This window comes from Saccharopolyspora halophila (assembly GCF_039531955.1).
GTDB lineage: Bacteria > Actinomycetota > Actinomycetes > Mycobacteriales > Pseudonocardiaceae > Saccharopolyspora > Saccharopolyspora halophila.
Genome location: NZ_BAAARA010000024.1, coordinates 142,479 through 156,184, shown reverse-complemented (window position 1 = coordinate 156,184; position 13,706 = coordinate 142,479). Strand labels below are relative to the sequence as shown.

The 13,706-nt window shown below is 66.0% G+C and carries 15 protein-coding genes and 1 tRNA gene; 11 read left to right on the top strand and 5 right to left on the bottom strand.

The window, feature by feature from the left end; all coding sequences use genetic code 11:
* Positions 1-123 precede the first annotated feature (123 nt).
* The gene (locus ABD289_RS24595; protein ID WP_344137792.1) at positions 124-672 is read right to left on the bottom strand and encodes a CGNR zinc finger domain-containing protein; all 549 of its coding nucleotides are present in this window, start codon (positions 670-672) and stop codon (positions 124-126) included.
* Positions 673-753: 81 nt separating this feature from the next.
* Between ABD289_RS24595 and ABD289_RS24590 the strand changes: the two genes are divergently transcribed.
* The 4 genes from ABD289_RS24590 (at position 754) to ABD289_RS24575 (ending at position 1,851) form a co-directional block, all read left to right on the top strand.
* A complete protein-coding gene (locus ABD289_RS24590) occupies positions 754-978 on the top strand; it encodes a hypothetical protein (protein ID WP_344137789.1) in 225 nt (74 codons plus the stop codon).
* Positions 979-1,106: 128 nt separating this feature from the next.
* Positions 1,107-1,180, top strand: a tRNA-Pro gene (locus ABD289_RS24585).
* Positions 1,181-1,315: 135 nt separating this feature from the next.
* A complete protein-coding gene (locus ABD289_RS24580) occupies positions 1,316-1,684 on the top strand; it encodes an FGGY family carbohydrate kinase (protein ID WP_425564775.1) in 369 nt (122 codons plus the stop codon).
* An 8-nt stretch (positions 1,685-1,692) separates the two neighbouring features.
* Complete coding sequence (locus tag ABD289_RS24575) at positions 1,693-1,851, top strand: FGGY family carbohydrate kinase (protein WP_344137783.1); 159 nt, start codon at positions 1,693-1,695, stop codon at positions 1,849-1,851.
* A 191-nt stretch (positions 1,852-2,042) separates the two neighbouring features.
* Here ABD289_RS24575 and ABD289_RS25435 read toward each other — a convergent pair whose 3' ends face one another.
* Together ABD289_RS25435 and ABD289_RS24565 are read right to left on the bottom strand one after the other, a co-directional pair.
* Positions 2,043-2,654 (bottom strand): P-loop nucleotide/nucleoside kinase family protein, encoded by a 612-nt coding sequence (locus ABD289_RS25435; protein WP_425564772.1) that lies wholly within the window; start codon positions 2,652-2,654, stop codon positions 2,043-2,045.
* Positions 2,641-3,282 (bottom strand): bifunctional 4-hydroxy-2-oxoglutarate aldolase/2-dehydro-3-deoxy-phosphogluconate aldolase, encoded by a 642-nt coding sequence (locus ABD289_RS24565; protein ID WP_344137777.1) that lies wholly within the window; start codon positions 3,280-3,282, stop codon positions 2,641-2,643. Before ABD289_RS24565 ends, ABD289_RS25435 begins: the two co-directional genes overlap by 14 nt.
* 135 nt (positions 3,283-3,417) lie before the next feature.
* Between ABD289_RS24565 and ABD289_RS24560 the strand changes: the two genes are divergently transcribed.
* From ABD289_RS24560 to ABD289_RS24530, 7 genes are all read left to right on the top strand, one after another.
* Positions 3,418-4,428, top strand: coding sequence for a Gfo/Idh/MocA family protein (locus tag ABD289_RS24560; RefSeq protein ID WP_344137774.1), 1,011 nt, complete (start codon positions 3,418-3,420; stop codon positions 4,426-4,428).
* A 1-nt stretch (position 4,429) separates the two neighbouring features.
* The gene (locus ABD289_RS24555; protein ID WP_344137864.1) at positions 4,430-5,419 is read left to right on the top strand and encodes a LacI family DNA-binding transcriptional regulator; all 990 of its coding nucleotides are present in this window, start codon (positions 4,430-4,432) and stop codon (positions 5,417-5,419) included.
* On the top strand, positions 5,416-5,955 hold the full coding sequence (locus ABD289_RS24550) for a VOC family protein (protein ID WP_344137770.1): 540 nt from the start codon (positions 5,416-5,418) through the stop codon (positions 5,953-5,955). The genes ABD289_RS24555 and ABD289_RS24550 overlap by 4 nt, the downstream gene beginning before the upstream one ends.
* A 41-nt stretch (positions 5,956-5,996) precedes the next feature.
* Positions 5,997-6,866, top strand: a complete 870-nt coding sequence (locus ABD289_RS24545) for a sugar phosphate isomerase/epimerase family protein (protein ID WP_344137767.1) — start codon at positions 5,997-5,999, stop codon at positions 6,864-6,866.
* Positions 6,863-7,846, top strand: coding sequence for a Gfo/Idh/MocA family protein (locus ABD289_RS24540; RefSeq protein ID WP_344137764.1), 984 nt, complete (start codon positions 6,863-6,865; stop codon positions 7,844-7,846). Before ABD289_RS24545 ends, ABD289_RS24540 begins: the two co-directional genes overlap by 4 nt.
* Positions 7,847-8,019: 173 nt before the next feature.
* On the top strand, positions 8,020-9,429 hold the full coding sequence (locus tag ABD289_RS24535) for an MFS transporter (protein ID WP_344137761.1): 1,410 nt from the start codon (positions 8,020-8,022) through the stop codon (positions 9,427-9,429).
* On the top strand, positions 9,426-10,190 hold the full coding sequence (locus ABD289_RS24530) for an SDR family NAD(P)-dependent oxidoreductase (protein ID WP_344137759.1): 765 nt from the start codon (positions 9,426-9,428) through the stop codon (positions 10,188-10,190). The genes ABD289_RS24535 and ABD289_RS24530 overlap by 4 nt, the downstream gene beginning before the upstream one ends.
* 239 nt (positions 10,191-10,429) lie before the next feature.
* Here ABD289_RS24530 and ABD289_RS24525 read toward each other — a convergent pair whose 3' ends face one another.
* Together ABD289_RS24525 and ABD289_RS24520 are read right to left on the bottom strand one after the other, a co-directional pair.
* Complete coding sequence (locus ABD289_RS24525; RefSeq protein ID WP_344137756.1) at positions 10,430-10,714, bottom strand: hypothetical protein; 285 nt, start codon at positions 10,712-10,714, stop codon at positions 10,430-10,432.
* 1,506 nt (positions 10,715-12,220) lie between these two features.
* Positions 12,221-13,480, bottom strand: coding sequence for a PucR family transcriptional regulator (locus ABD289_RS24520; protein WP_344137753.1), 1,260 nt, complete (start codon positions 13,478-13,480; stop codon positions 12,221-12,223).
* Positions 13,481-13,706: the final 226 nt, after the last annotated feature.

Sequence of the window (13,706 nt, the reverse complement as noted above, 5' to 3'; positions counted from 1 at the left end):
CGCACCCGATTGCTGATGACGCAATGGTGCGCGTGGCGCTCCGAGAGCGTCAACACCCCCGTTCGGGTCGGGGACGACGCGCCGTGACCGGCGTTGGCCCACGTGAGGGGCACCGGCTGCGACTTACAGCTGGCTACTTCCCGTCCGGCCGCGATCGTTGCCTCTCTCGCGGTGACGGCCCACCGCGGCGTTGTTGGCGCAGCGCGCCGAGCAGTAGGCGCGACGGCCGTTGCGCGAAGTGTCGACGAACGCGACCGAACAGGCAGCTCGAAGGCAGCGACCGAGCCGGTTCGGCCCCGCGGAGCAGACGATGTAGGCGAGTCCTGCGGCCGTCATGGCGCGAACGTGAGCTGCCGCGTCGGCCTCGGCGCTGTCGTAGTGGAGGTGTGGGTTGCCGTCGTGCAACGCGATGCGCGGAGTGCTCGCCGACCGCCGCAGCAAGGCGTTGACCCGTTGGCAGCGCTGTTCGGCGTCTTGGGTGCCGAAGCACTCCTCCAGCTGTCGGCTCCAAGCCAGCAGCGACTCCGCCTGAAGATCGCTGAGCGTTCGCTCGACGACCCCGTGAGCGGAGAGCACGGGAGCGAGCCGACCGGGCGTGAAGTGCTCGGCGGGCGTGTTGACGAGATCCGCCGCCAACCGAGCGGCCTGCCCGCCGTAATGGTCGAACTGCATGTGTCCATTACAGCACTCGGCCGGTGCCGGACTCGGATGTAATGGTTGAAGTGAACAGGCTCATTACCGGAGTGTTCGGGCATGGCACGTTTCGCGGAACGAGAGGAAAGCCGTGTCCCGGCGCCGAGCGAGGGTCGGTCGGGCGGGTGCCGGCGAGCTCCCGGCGCGTGGGCGTTGCTCTCCCGGCACCGCACTTCGGAGGGCGATGTTGCCTACTGGCGGTGCGAGTGCGGCGCGATGGCGATCACCCTCGACGGCGTCGCGTTGCACGGCGCCGGCAAGGCCTCCGGCCAGGAGAGCGAGTGATCGAAGGTGGTGCTGCCGATCCGCCTCGCAGCGCGGTGCGACCTGCGGAAACGACCGGCCGTAGGGGGGTGTGATCAGCACGGGCCAGGTGTTGTAAGCTATTCACACAACGCCCCAAGAGGGCGGGCCGGGACGTGGCGCAGCTTGGTAGCGCACTTGACTGGGGGTCAAGGGGTCGTGGGTTCGAATCCCGCCGTCCCGACGGCCGAAAGGGTCCGTTGATTTGCCGGATAACGGCAGGTCATCGGGCCTTTTTTAGTTGGATCACGTCTCCAAGTTCAGCAACTGTTGAATTGCTGCTGGGGACCCGCTCGACCAGTACGTGCCCGACACCGGGATGGTCGAGCAAACGCCGGAGCGGTTGTGGAACTCCGTGTGCGGTGCGTTCGCCGAGCTCACCACGCGCCGCCAGGAACGGGTGGTCGGCATCGCGCTGAGCACCCAGCACGAGTCCGTGCTGGCGTGGGACGCCGAATCCGGGTGCGCCACGAGTCCGCTGACCAGCTGGCAGGACCGGCGCACCGCGAACCGGTGCGCCAAGCTGCTCGCGGACCACCCGAGCGACATCACGACGCGATCACCGGCCTGCCGGTCGATCCGATGTTCTCGGCGACGAAGGCCGAGTGGCTGCTCGATCACGACGACCAGTTGCGCGAGCACGCCGAGGCCGGCCGGGTCCGGCTCGGTTCCGTCGACGGCTAGTTGATCAAGTGGATGACCGGCCAGGATCGCTGCGAGATCGGTAACGCCTCGCGCACGGAGCTGGTCGACATCCGCACCGGCAACTGGAGCCAGGACCTGCTCGGCGTGTTCGGCATCCCCGCTGCCTGCCTGTTCGAGATCGTCCCCTCACCGGCGAGTGCGGCCGGGTGACGGGACTGCCGGGCATCCCGGACGGCACCCCGCTGGTGGCGGTGGCTGGAGACTCGCACGCCGCGCTGTTCGCGCAGAGCGCTGGTCGGGAAGGTGTCGTCGAGGCCACCTACGGCAGCGGGTCCTCGCTCATGAAGATGAACTGGGCAATCACCTCGGTATCGCACCCCGTACCGGCTTCGGTGGCGTCCTCACGCGACGACGCCGTCCATGAGCCCCACGACGGCGTCGAGGTCGGGTTCGTCGTCGTTGTCGACGACGACGCGTTGAGCACCGGACCAGGCGCAGTGTTGAGCTCCCAGTCGTTGCCAGAATTCGGGCCAGGCGGCGAGCTTTGCCTTGTCGCGTGGCAGAGCTCGTCCCGTGAGGCGAGTTCGGACGGTCTCGGCGGAGGTCCGCACTTCGACTACGACGACGGGTGTTCCTTCGGGCCAGGAGGCTCGTTCTGCGGAGGTGGTCAAGAAATCCGGGTCGCCGAGGTAGGCCGCGAATGGGGCGTCGAGGACGACCGGGAGTCCTAGCCGAAGGTTGTCCGCCGCGGTCGCGAACAGGGCTGCGTACTCGGCTGGCATGAGCTGTGCGACGTAGGTCGGGTCGTCTTCGCGCCCTCCGGCTCGTCGGCCGGCGAGTTCGAGTGCTGCGTCGACGATCTCGCCGGCTATCGAGTCCTTGTCGAGGTAGACCGCGCGGAGCTTGTGCGCGAGTTCCCGGGCTACATGGGACTTTCCGGAACCTGCGGGTCCGATCGTGACGAAAGCAGGTGGCGGCTCGGGAATCGTGCGCGGTGGTTCAGGCGCGGGCATCGGCCACCGCCTCGAGAAATGACCGGGCCGCCGTGCGCACCGGGTATTGCTCGTTGTTCTCTCGCCGTGCGGCCTTGGTGATGAAGCTTCCGACGCCGACCGCTGCGACTCCGGCATCGAACCAGTCGGCAACGTTGTCCGGCGAGACACCACCGGCCGGGATCAGGGGGATGTGGCCGAGTGGTTCGAGCACGGCGCGGGCGTAGTCGCGGTTGAGCACCGACGAGGGGAACAGCTTGACCAGATCGGCCCCCGAGGTGGCTGCTTGGACGATCTCGGTGGGTGTTGCCGCTCCGCAGATGCTGACGACCTGGTGGCGGCCGGCGGTCTCGAGCATTCCGTGGTCGAGGTGGGGGCTGACCAGGAAGCGCGCGCCTGCCTGGATGCTGGCGTAGGCCGAGGTGGCGTCGAGCACGCTGCCGGCGCCGACTTCGGCCTCCGGGTGCTCCGAGCTCAGCCGGCGAATCACGTCCAGGGCGCCCGGCGTCGTGAGCGTTACTTCGACCGCTCGTATCCCGCCTGCGATGGCCTCGCGTGCCACCTCGTAGGACTCCTCGGCAGTGGGGAGACGCACGATCAGCACGGTGCCGGTGTCGTGCACGGCGGTCAGGGTGCGCATCTTGCGCATCGAGTCACCTCGCTGGGTTGTGGTCGGTGTTGACAGACCTTAGGGCCTTCTGCTTTCGTAATGCAACCGATTGCAGCAACCGATTGCAGCAACCGATCTCAGTACGATGAGCAGCAGTAATCGATCCACATCGAAGTGGGGAGGCGCGCGGTGAGACGTCCGCGAACAGCAGTTCTGGGTGCTCGTCACTGGCACGTGCCCCTGTACCTCGACGCCTGGGGCGACACGCACGACGTCGTGGCGGTCCAGGACGAGGAGCCGGACCAGATCATGGACCTCGCCCGAGGCCTCGACGCACCCGTGTCCGGGGAAGTCGAGGCCGCTCTGGACGCCGGACCGCTGGATGTGGCGTACGTTTTCGGTCCGCACGACCGCATGGTCGACACGTGCATGGCGTTGATCGAGCGCGGCGTTGCGTTCGTGGTCGAGAAGCCGGGCGGTCTGGGCTCTGACGGTCTGAAGCGGGTCCGGGAGGCGGCGGCCTCAGCAGGTGTCGCGGCGACCGTTCCGCTCGTTCAACTTGGCGGCCCGGTGGATCACGCCTTGTCTCTGGCCGGCACCCCGACGTACTACCGCGCGAGCTTCGTGGCCGGCCCGCCTGAGCGTTATCGGGAGGCGGGCTGTTCGTGGATGCTCCAGCCCGGCCGGTCTGGTGGTGGGTGCCTGGTCAACCTCGCGCCGCACTTCGTCGATCTCTTCCTCAAGCGCAGTGGCGCCCGGCACGTCGAGCTCGTGGAGGCGCGCCGTTCGGCGAGCCTCCACGGCGCCGACGTCGAGGACCACGCCACCCTGCTGCTGGCAGGTGACGACGGCAGCGAGGCGATCATCGAGGTCGGCTACGCCTTCCCGGCGAGCCCCGCCAAGCGGTACTGCTCCTACACCAGCGTCGGCAGCGGAGGATTCGTCGAGGTAGCCACCTCAGGTCACGTCTCCTTCACACGCGCCTCCGACGGTGTCAGCGAGCCGAGCGTAATCGACGTGGACAGCGACCCGCTGTACGACTCGTTCGTCCGACGAGTGGCCGACACCTGGGAAGACGGTTTCGCCGGACTGCCGAGCTTGGCCGACCTCGGCGACACAATGGATCTCATCTGGGCCGCTTATCGGCGGTCCTCCGTGCCGTCCGAGGAGGTCAGCCTTGGCTGAGATGAGCATTGACGACGTCGCCGCGCGCGCGGGTGTCCATCGTTCCACTGTTTCGCGCGCGTTCTCTCGGCCGGAAGCCGTGAACCCGACGACCAGGCAACGCATCCTGGAGGTCGCTGAGAGCCTGGGTTACCAGGTGAGTCCCTTGGCCCAAGCGCTGCGCCGCAAGACGAGCAACTTGGTCCCGCTGATCGTCCCGGACATCACCAATCCCTTCTACGGCGAGCTGGCCAAGACCATGGCGACAGCGGCGGCCGAGAAGGGCTACCAGTTGGTCTTGTGCGTGACCGGCGGCGAGGTGGCGCAGACGAACGCGTATCTGACGGCGCTGCAAGGGATGTACGCGCCTTTCGGGATCGTCGCACCGTCGACCAGTGTGGACCTGGACGAGCTGCGAAGCGTCGCGCTCGGCAGCAGAGTCGTTGTCGTCGACCGCGTCGACAAAGCCCAGGTGCCGACCGTGACGGTCGACAGCGCGGAAGGAATCGCTCTCGCCGTGGACCACCTGCGCGGCTTGGGCCACCGGCGCATCGCCTACGTCTCCGGCATCTCCGGGACCTACACGTCCAGGGACAGACTGGCTGCCTACGAGGGGCTGGCCGCGAAGCTGGAGATACCGGCGATGATCCTGGACGCGGGCGCCGGTTCTGAGGCGGGGGAGCGGGCCGCTGAGCTCTTCGTGAACACGGCGTACGAGGAGCGTCCGACGGCGGTGATCGCGGCCAACGACATGGTCGCGTTCGCGCTCATCTCCTCCCTGGGAGCACGAGGCGTATCGATCCCGGACGAGGTGTCGGTGATGGGCTTCGATGGCCTGGAACTCGGCTCCCGGTCCAACCCGCGATTGACCACGGTGCGCCAGCCCATCGCCGACATGGGGGCCATCGCGATCGACCTGGCCGAACAGCTCCTCAACGACGGGGAAGCGCAACATGTCGTTCTCGCACCGGATCTGCTGATCCGCGCATCGACCGCGGAGGTGCCTCGATGAGCCTTCCCGCTGGTTTCCGGTACGTCGACCACCTCGGGTTCACGGTGCCCGACCTCGCTGAGGCGGTCGCCTTCTTCACTGAGGCCCTGGGGGCGGAGGAGCTCTACCGTTCGGCGCGAGGACCTGATGCCGACTTCATGACCGAGCACTTCGCGGTTCCAGCCGATGCTCGTCTGGAACTGGTCATGTTGCGCATGCCACCGAACCTCAACGTGGAGCTGTTCCAGTGGCACAGCGAGGATCAACGGCGGGAATTCCCGCGACACTGCGATTTCGGCGGCCACCACCTGTGTTTCGCGGTGGAGGACGTGGACGAAGCCATCACGCATCTCGAGGCGCACGGTGCTCGAGTTCTGGGCGGCACCAAGGAAGTCGGTCCGGACAGCCCTGTCGTCGCCGGCAACCGGTGGACCTACCTGCAGGCCCCGTGGGGTCTGCTCCTCGAGTTGGTCGACCGCTCCCGCGTGCAGAACCCGCCGCCTTTGGTGGGGCCCGCCGACTGGACATCCCCCTCTCTGACTGGAAAGGACTTGTAGTGCGCATTGCTGGCCATACCCTGGGCACACCTGAGCAATCCGTGCCCGAGGCACTCGCACTCTTCGCCACAGCGGGCTTGGACGGTGCGGAGGTCATCTATCAAGACGGCTACCGCAGTGGACTGCCGATCGGGGACGACGACGCCGCGGCCGAGGTAGCGCGGGTGGCGGACGATCTCGGCGTACCGGTGGTGGGACTGGCTCCCTACACCACCGGGATCAACCACGCGGACCCAGCGCAACGCCGCGCCGCGATCGATGAGCTGCGAGCTGCGGTGGACTGCGCTCATCGAGTGGGCGCGACCCGGATCCGGGCGTACGCAGGCTCCTGGTCGCCCGATCGGAGTGATCACGCCGGGCATTGGGAGCGCCTGCGCTCGGCGCTGCTGGAACTGGCGCCTCGTGCAGCCGATGCCGGAGTGGCCTTGTGCGTGGAGAACCACTTCGGAACTATGACGCAATCGGCCCGGGAGACAGCCCGGCTGGTGCGTGAAGTGAACTCGCCCGCGGTCCGGGTGCTCTACGACCAGGCCAACCTCACCTTCACCCACGACGAAGCCTGGCCCGAGGCGCTGCGAGAGCAGGGCGACCTGATCGGGCACGTCCACGTCAAGGACCTCGTCTTCACCGACCCGAACGCGCCGTTCGTCGCTTCCGAGACCGCCCGGGTGAAGGCCGACGAGCGCGCGGTGCGCTCCCGCGTCGTGGGTGAGGGCATTCTGCCCTGGGTGCACATCCTGCAAGCTGTCAAGCAGCGGGGCTACGACGACGTCCTGAGCCTCGAGTACGAGTACCGCTGGCACCCCCAGGACCTCCCAGGTCCAGCGGAGGGATTCGCCCGGTCGGCACGCGCGCTGCGTTCGCTCGTCGACGAGGCGGCCGGACTCGTAGGAGTGGAGGAACCGCGATGAGTCGGACGCCCTTACGCGTCGGCGTGGTCGGTGCCGGCAACATCGCCCACATCGCGCAGTTGCCCACCCTGGTGGAGCGAGACGACGTCGTGCTCGATGCCCTGGTTTCCCGGCGCGAGGATCCGTCCGAACTGGTCCGCCGATGGGGATTCACCACAGCGCTACCCACAGTGGAGCAAGCGCTCGAACGCGACTTGGACGCGCTTTTCGTCCTGACTCCGAGGTCGGAGCACGTGCACGGCGTCAGCCGCGCGTTGGAGGCCGATGTCGACGTCTTCTGCGAGAAACCCCTCGCCACCGAGACCAAGGAGGCGGAACGCCTCGCCGACCTCGCCGAGGAGCGCGAGCGCGTGCTGATGGTCGGGCTCAACCGCCGGTTCGCGCCGACCTACGTCGCCGCCCGCGAACAGTTCGGGGACACCGGCGCCTCCTTCTGCGTGGCGCAGAAGAACCGTCGAGGCAGCGAATACCGCGCGACCTTCGAGAACGCCATCCACATGGTCGATCTCCTGCGCTGGTTCTGCCCGGGCGAACCGGTCGACGTCTCCGCCCACGCCGCCGGTGACGACCCCTGGCAGGAGGACGGCGTGTCCGCCCTGGTGCGGTTCGCCGGTGGCGGCACGGGTGTCCTGATGGCGGCTCGGAACGCGGGTTCGTGGGCGGAGAAGCTCGATGCCTACGGCGCGGAGCGCACCGCCGAGGTGGTGGCGCCGGACACGGTCACACTGACCAAGGACGGCGTCAGCACCCGGCGCTCGATGAGCCCGGAGGCATTCGGCTGGGCCACGGCCACGAACACCTTCGGATTCGCCGCCGCCGTCCACCACTTCCTCGACCGGGTGCGTGACCGTGCTGCACCGCTGACCTCGGGACGCGAGGCCGCGCGCACGCAGGCGCTGCTCGACCGCATCCTGCAGGCCGCCGGGCTTCCCACGGAAGAACAGGAAGGCCGGACGTGGTCCAGTCATGCGACTCGCTGAACTCCAGGAGTCTTGCCCTACTTCCTCGTCGCAGCGGTCGACGCTAGGAGGTCGGCCTTCGGACATGGGTTCAGAAACCGTCGACATCGTAGTCAGATCTCGCCGCGGTCCGTCCCGCACCGACCGCCGACCGTTTGCAGACCTATCCCTCATCTAACCGAGGAGCGCGCTCAATGGCGAACGCACGAAGAATGACCTCGCAGCAGCCCCAGTCGACCACCAGCCAACCGGGCGGCGGCACACCTCGCCGAAGGCCGTTCAACGTGTTAGCGGGCACAATCGGCCACTTCGTCGAATGGTACGACTGGTACATTTACGGCCTACTGGCTGCCGTATTCGCAGACCAGATCTTTCCAGGCGGCAGCGCGCTCACATCGCTGGTCGCCGCCCTGATCACCTACGCGGTCGGGTTCGTGGTGCGGCCGATGAGCGGCATCATTATCTCGCCCCTGGCAGACCGTTTCGGCCGTCGTGTCGTCCTGGCCGTCACTATCGGTGGTATGGCAGCCGGCAGTTTGATCATCGCGCTCACGCCGCCGTTCGCTGCCATCGGCTACGCCGCACCCCTGTTGTTCCTGTTTGCCCGTGTCCTGCAGGGAATCTCGGCCGGCAGTGAGATTCAGAGCGCCATCGCCTACATGGTGGAGAACGGCTCAACCAACCGGCGCGGGCTGTTCGGCTCGCTGTCGAACGTGGCCAGTGGCATGGCAACGCTGGCCGCCACCGGGGCGGCGGCCGTTGTCACCTCGACATTGGACAGCGATGACCTGGCGACGTGGGGTTGGCGCATCCCGTTCGCCATCGGTGGTGTTCTCGGCCTGGTGGGATTGTTGCTGAGGTCGCGAGCAGACGAATCTCCTGAATTCGAAGCGGCTGTCGAGGGTTCCGGCGGCGATCGACGGCCGGCTCGTTCGCGACTGCGAGAACTATTTCGTGATCACCGCAAGGCGCTGTTGCAAACGGCGGCCCTGTCGGCCCCTGCCGTTGCCTACTACACGTGGGCGACATTCTTGCCCACCTATGCGCAGTTGACCACCGGGCGTGATCTGGATTCCACCTTGACCGGGAACGTCATCGGGTTGTGCCTGCTGGTGATCATCGTGCCGACGTGCGGAGCTCTGTCTGACCGTCTCGGTCGGCGTAAGCCCTTCCCGATCATCGGCGCCGCGGGCATGGTGATGTTGTTTTATCCGCTGCTGTTGTTGTTGCAGCAGCCTGGTTTCGGCGTGTATGTGATCGTGACAGCCTCTGGTTGGGTGGTCTTGGCGATCTGGCAGGCGATCTACCCGACGATCCAGGCAGACCTGTTCCCCGCAGCGTTGCGAGTGTCCGGTATCGGTGTTGCCCACCAAGTCGTGATCGCGGCACTCGGTGGAACGGCCCCGCTCATCGCCAGTGCGTTCGTCGAAGCGGGGCGTCCGATGGGCGTGGCGGTGTACATGACGGTCGTCGTCCTGCTCTGCCTCATCGTGTACGTGACGCTGCCGGAGACAGGCACTTCCGCGAAGCACCCCACCGCTGACTCGACCGAGGCGTCCGATGCCTCAGATACGACGAAGTCGACGGAGGAGGAGACTCGATGAGAGCCGCGTCTCGGATTGCGCTAGTCACCGGCTCCAGCGGAGGGATCGGCGCGGCCACCGCCGAACGCTTGCACACGTCGGGCGCGGTCGTCATCGGGTGTGACCGCACCGCACCCGACAAGCGCCCACCGTGGCTCGCGGACTTCCGCGAACTCGACATCACCGACGAACAGGCCGTGCAAGCCATCGTTGCCGGAATCCGCGAGGACTACGGGGCAATCGACGTCTTGGTCCACGCCGCCGGAATTCTCGGCGAGATCCCGGACTTGCTGACCACGCCCAGCAGCGAATTCGCCCGGGTGATGGCGATCAACGCCACAGGGTCCTTCTCCGTGCTGCGGGAAGTCGGTCTGGTCATGCAGGCCCAACGATCGGGCTCCATCGTCGCGGTGGCCTCGGTCGCCGCGAAGGAGGCCCGTCACGCGTACGTGCCGTACAACGCCAGCAAAGCCGCCGTGCTGAACGTGTGCTGGTCACTGGCCTTGACACTCGGTCCCGACAACGTCTCGGTCAACAGCGTGTGCCCCGGACCGGTCAACACCGCCATCTGGGACCAGCTCGCCACCCGCGCTGGCGAAGGAGAACCCGACGGGGACCAACGAGCCCGCCGAGCCCGGGCCGCCCAGATTCCGATGGGCCGGTTCGCCGAGCCGGACGAGGTCGCGGCGACCATCGCCTTCCTCACCGACCCGGCAAACCGGTACCTGACCGGACTGAGCCTGGACGTCGCCGGCGGCGCCCGACTGGGAATGGGCAGCTGACGGACCGAATCCGCCTAAGTACTGGTGAGGTCGATCCCGCCGCAAGCGCGGCGGGATCGACGTTGGATTGCCTACGTACGTATCGTTTGTTAGTTGCCACTTTGGCGAGCAAGAAACAACCGGGTCGGATTCCCACCGGTAGTAGGGCTGCCGGGAGATCCCCAGCACCCTGCACGTCACCGCCGCCGGCACCCTGATGCGGGCGTCGGCGGCGGCCAGGTCACGGACGAGCGGGAAGACTATTTTCCCGGCAGGCTGCCCTGCGCGAGATCGGCCGCGGCTTTGCGCAGGACCTCGTTCTCCTGCTCCAGCAACCGGTTGCGTTTACGCAGCTCCCGCAGCTCGGCCGACTCCTCCCGAGTCACACCCTCGCGAGCTCCCTCGGCCACCTCGGCGGCACGCATCCAGTTCTTCAGACCAATCGAGATCCCGAAATCAGCGGCCACCTGCGTCAACGACGCCTCACGACGACGGGCCACCGCGACCACGTCATCACGGAACTCCTGCGGATAAGGCTTGGGCACGACGACATCCTTCCAAGCAAGGCCGAAGCCTCACACATCAGGTGTCAACCAAACCCTGGGCAGCCCCGAATGTGAACGTGGTGCCTGACACGGTATCTGGGCGCAGCAGCGACCCAACGCCGAATTACTCTGTGGGGATGGTGGACTCGCCGGCCCATCGGGAACTTCACTCGACCGCCGCGAGCATTATTCCGGGTTGGCCGTGGATGCGGATTCGGCGGGTGAGGGCGCGGGCTCGGGTTGAGCCGATGCGGAGCTCGCGGTGGAGCCTGTCGGCTGAGATCGGACGTTGGTAGAGGTTCCAGTGTTCGGCATCGGGTCGGTATGCGACCGCCGTCCGCGGTGGGCCACTTGCTGAGCAAGGGTTCATCTAGGTTCGTTAAGTCCGTGAGCGTATGTTGCTCGGGGGACAGGCGTTCGCTGCTGAGGCACAGAGACAACCGCGACGGACATCGCCGTCTTGCGGGGCCATCGACTCTCGTCGGCTGCTTACACACCACTGGGTGGTCGCGCTCGCTGTTGTGTCGCCCTTGACGGAGGACAGGTCGATCTTGGTCTCGGGCCCTGCGCGAAGCTCGTCGACCCAGTGGCAATGGTCCAGTGACGGGTTCGCAGCCTGAAGTCAAGTCACCTTGCGCGCCGCTTCCGAGACCACCCTCGTTGTTTTCGTGTTCCTGTGGATACGGGATACAGTGCGACGAAAAGTGAGTGTGACCTGCGGAAACGTGGCACTCTAAGATCGGTATCGGCGGACCCTTTTACTGCGCCGGTTAGACTGCGGAGCAACCTGGGAAAACGGGCTTGAGCATGCCGGTGACCTCGCACTTGACTGGGGGTCAAGGGGTCGTGGGTTCGAATCCCGCCGTCCCGACGGCCGAAAGGGTCCGTTGATTTGCCGGATAACGGCAGGTCATCGGGCCTTTTTAGTTGGATCACGTCTCCAAGTTCAGCAACTGTTGAATTGCTGCTGGGGCCCTTTGGGGGGACCAGCGCTGTCATCCCGGGTCAAGTAGGCGGAGAGCGCGTTGCCCGCCTCGATGATCGACTGGTGGTCGGGATGCGGGTAACGCTGGGTGGTGGCGATGTTGCCGTGGCCTGCAACCTTCCGCAGGACGTGTAGGGGAACGCCGGCGTCCGCCATCCACGTCAGACCCGACGGGTCGATTTCGGTGGTGCCGCGAGGATGTTGCTGATCTGCGACCAGCTGACCCAGGGCAGCGGTGAGGTCGCCCCGAGATCGACGGCCCATCGCGCTCGCCGCGGATGCTCGATCGACCGCTGAGGGCGAGTCCGGGACCGGTCTATGTGACCACCATCGAGTCGGGGAGTCCTCGAACTCCAGGAAGTGCGAGAGCGGCGCGTCGTGGGGTGAGGTGGGAGCCCGCCCGTTCCTCAACGGTTGATTAGAGTGCTGATTCTTTCCGGGAATCGATTGGGGAGTGGCGAAACCCCAAGAACGAACTTCCCATGGATCCGTGGAAAGTTGGTCAGAATTTGTCGGTTGACTCAGTTGAGCACTGATGTACCCAGCCATTGGCAAGCATGGAGAGCGAGTTCGACGTCCAGGCGGTCCGTTGCGATGGGTTGTCCGCGCATTTGTTCGGCTTTCTTCACGCGGTACTTCACCGTGTTGTAATGTAGATTCAGCACGTCACCCGCGGCTTTGTGGCTCGACCCTCTCGAAAGAAACTCCCGCAATGTGCAGCGGAGCCGTTCAGCGCTGTCAGTGTTTTCAGCGAGGGGGCCAAGCACTTCTGTGATCCAGTTCCTGGTCTCGTCGATGTTGTTGCTGAGAAGAGCGATTGTCGGCAGGCCAGGTTCGTCGTAGAACGAGACACGTCGTTCGTCGGGTGCCGCGCGGATGGCGATGTCATGCGCGAGTTGGGCTCGACGGTGGCTTTCGCGGAACCCGGCATGGCCGTAAGCGGGAGTGCCAACCGAGATCGAGAGGCCGTCGGAGCGCTCCCTCACGCATTTGCGCAGCGCTGGGCGATCGATGACGGATCCTTTGCCCACTGGGATCCATGCCCATCCGGAAACCCGGTCGAAAGCGACGAAGAGGGGTGGTCGTTGAGCTCCGGTGCAGTCCGCGATCGCGTGGGTGGCTTGTTCGAGGTCATTGATTCGCTCGCTGCCGGTGTCGGGGAACCAGAGGATCAAGGCGAGATGATGCTGGGCCATCGAGTACCCGAGATCGGCTTCACCGGCTCCGGTTTGCGTGTCTTGTTCGTTGAGGAGCTCGCGAACGCGCACCGTGCGGACGCTGCTGCGGTTGGCGAGCCACCGTTCGCGTTCGTGCTCGTAGGCATCGACCACCTGTTGTGAGATCCAGTCGATGTAATCGGAGACCACCGAGAAGATGCGATGCGCCACCGAAAGGCGCAGGCTTGCGTCGAGTTCGGTGCCTTCGAGCTCTTTCAAGATGCTGTCGAGCAGTGCTCGCTGTCCGAGCCGATATGCCCTGACGAGTGCGTTGGCTGGCACTCCGTGCTGGGCGAGGCGCCGCGCGTACTCCATGGCTGCAGCGGGAGCTTCCAAGCGTTCCGTGGCGATGTCGTGCTGAAGCGTGTGGAGGATGGTGTCGACGTTGCCTTCGATGCTCGCGCCGAGAAGTTCGAGCAGCCGGGCATCGCCTCGGAGCTCGTCGATCCTCGACTCCAGAACCCTCTTGATCGCCAGGGTTTCCGTCGTGAGGCGGCTGTTGAGGTTGGCCGCGACGGTGGCGACCCACCGGTCCACCACGTTCTGCTCCATGCCTGTCGCCATCCGACAACATTAGCCTGGGGATGTCGCACTGTGTCAACTGAACCATATGGCCTGCGCTGCCTTGACCAGCAATTATGCCGAGGTCAGCCCGCAGCTCCTCGCTGGGGTGGCGCTCGCTTGGTCCTGCTTTTGTCTCGGGGAGACGAAGCCGCCGCGATTCTTCATCATGGCGAGACATGGTGCGCCTCACAGGTGTCTTCGTATCGTCGATAAGCCACGGTTACGA

What these genes read in the sequence shown, in the direction of transcription:
- ABD289_RS24565 (WP_344137777.1), bottom strand. Translation starts at nt 3,282, where the DNA reads ATGCGCAAGATGCGCACCCTGACCGCCGTGCACGACACCGGCACCGTG.
- ABD289_RS24575 (WP_344137783.1), top strand. Translation starts at nt 1,693, where the DNA reads ATGACCGGCCAGGATCGCTGCGAGATCGGTAACGCCTCGCGCACGGAG.
- ABD289_RS24540 (WP_344137764.1), top strand. Translation starts at nt 6,863, where the DNA reads ATGAGTCGGACGCCCTTACGCGTCGGCGTGGTCGGTGCCGGCAACATC.
- ABD289_RS24590 (WP_344137789.1), top strand. Translation starts at nt 754, where the DNA reads ATGGCACGTTTCGCGGAACGAGAGGAAAGCCGTGTCCCGGCGCCGAGC.
- ABD289_RS25435 (WP_425564772.1), bottom strand. Translation starts at nt 2,654, where the DNA reads ATGCCCGCGCCTGAACCACCGCGCACGATTCCCGAGCCGCCACCTGCT.
- ABD289_RS24530 (WP_344137759.1), top strand. Translation starts at nt 9,426, where the DNA reads ATGAGAGCCGCGTCTCGGATTGCGCTAGTCACCGGCTCCAGCGGAGGG.
- ABD289_RS24595 (WP_344137792.1), bottom strand. Translation starts at nt 672, where the DNA reads ATGCAGTTCGACCATTACGGCGGGCAGGCCGCTCGGTTGGCGGCGGAT.
- ABD289_RS24580 (WP_425564775.1), top strand. Translation starts at nt 1,316, where the DNA reads ATGGTCGAGCAAACGCCGGAGCGGTTGTGGAACTCCGTGTGCGGTGCG.
- ABD289_RS24520 (WP_344137753.1), bottom strand. Translation starts at nt 13,480, where the DNA reads ATGGCGACAGGCATGGAGCAGAACGTGGTGGACCGGTGGGTCGCCACC.
- ABD289_RS24550 (WP_344137770.1), top strand. Translation starts at nt 5,416, where the DNA reads ATGAGCCTTCCCGCTGGTTTCCGGTACGTCGACCACCTCGGGTTCACG.
- ABD289_RS24555 (WP_344137864.1), top strand. Translation starts at nt 4,430, where the DNA reads ATGAGCATTGACGACGTCGCCGCGCGCGCGGGTGTCCATCGTTCCACT.
- ABD289_RS24535 (WP_344137761.1), top strand. Translation starts at nt 8,020, where the DNA reads ATGGCGAACGCACGAAGAATGACCTCGCAGCAGCCCCAGTCGACCACC.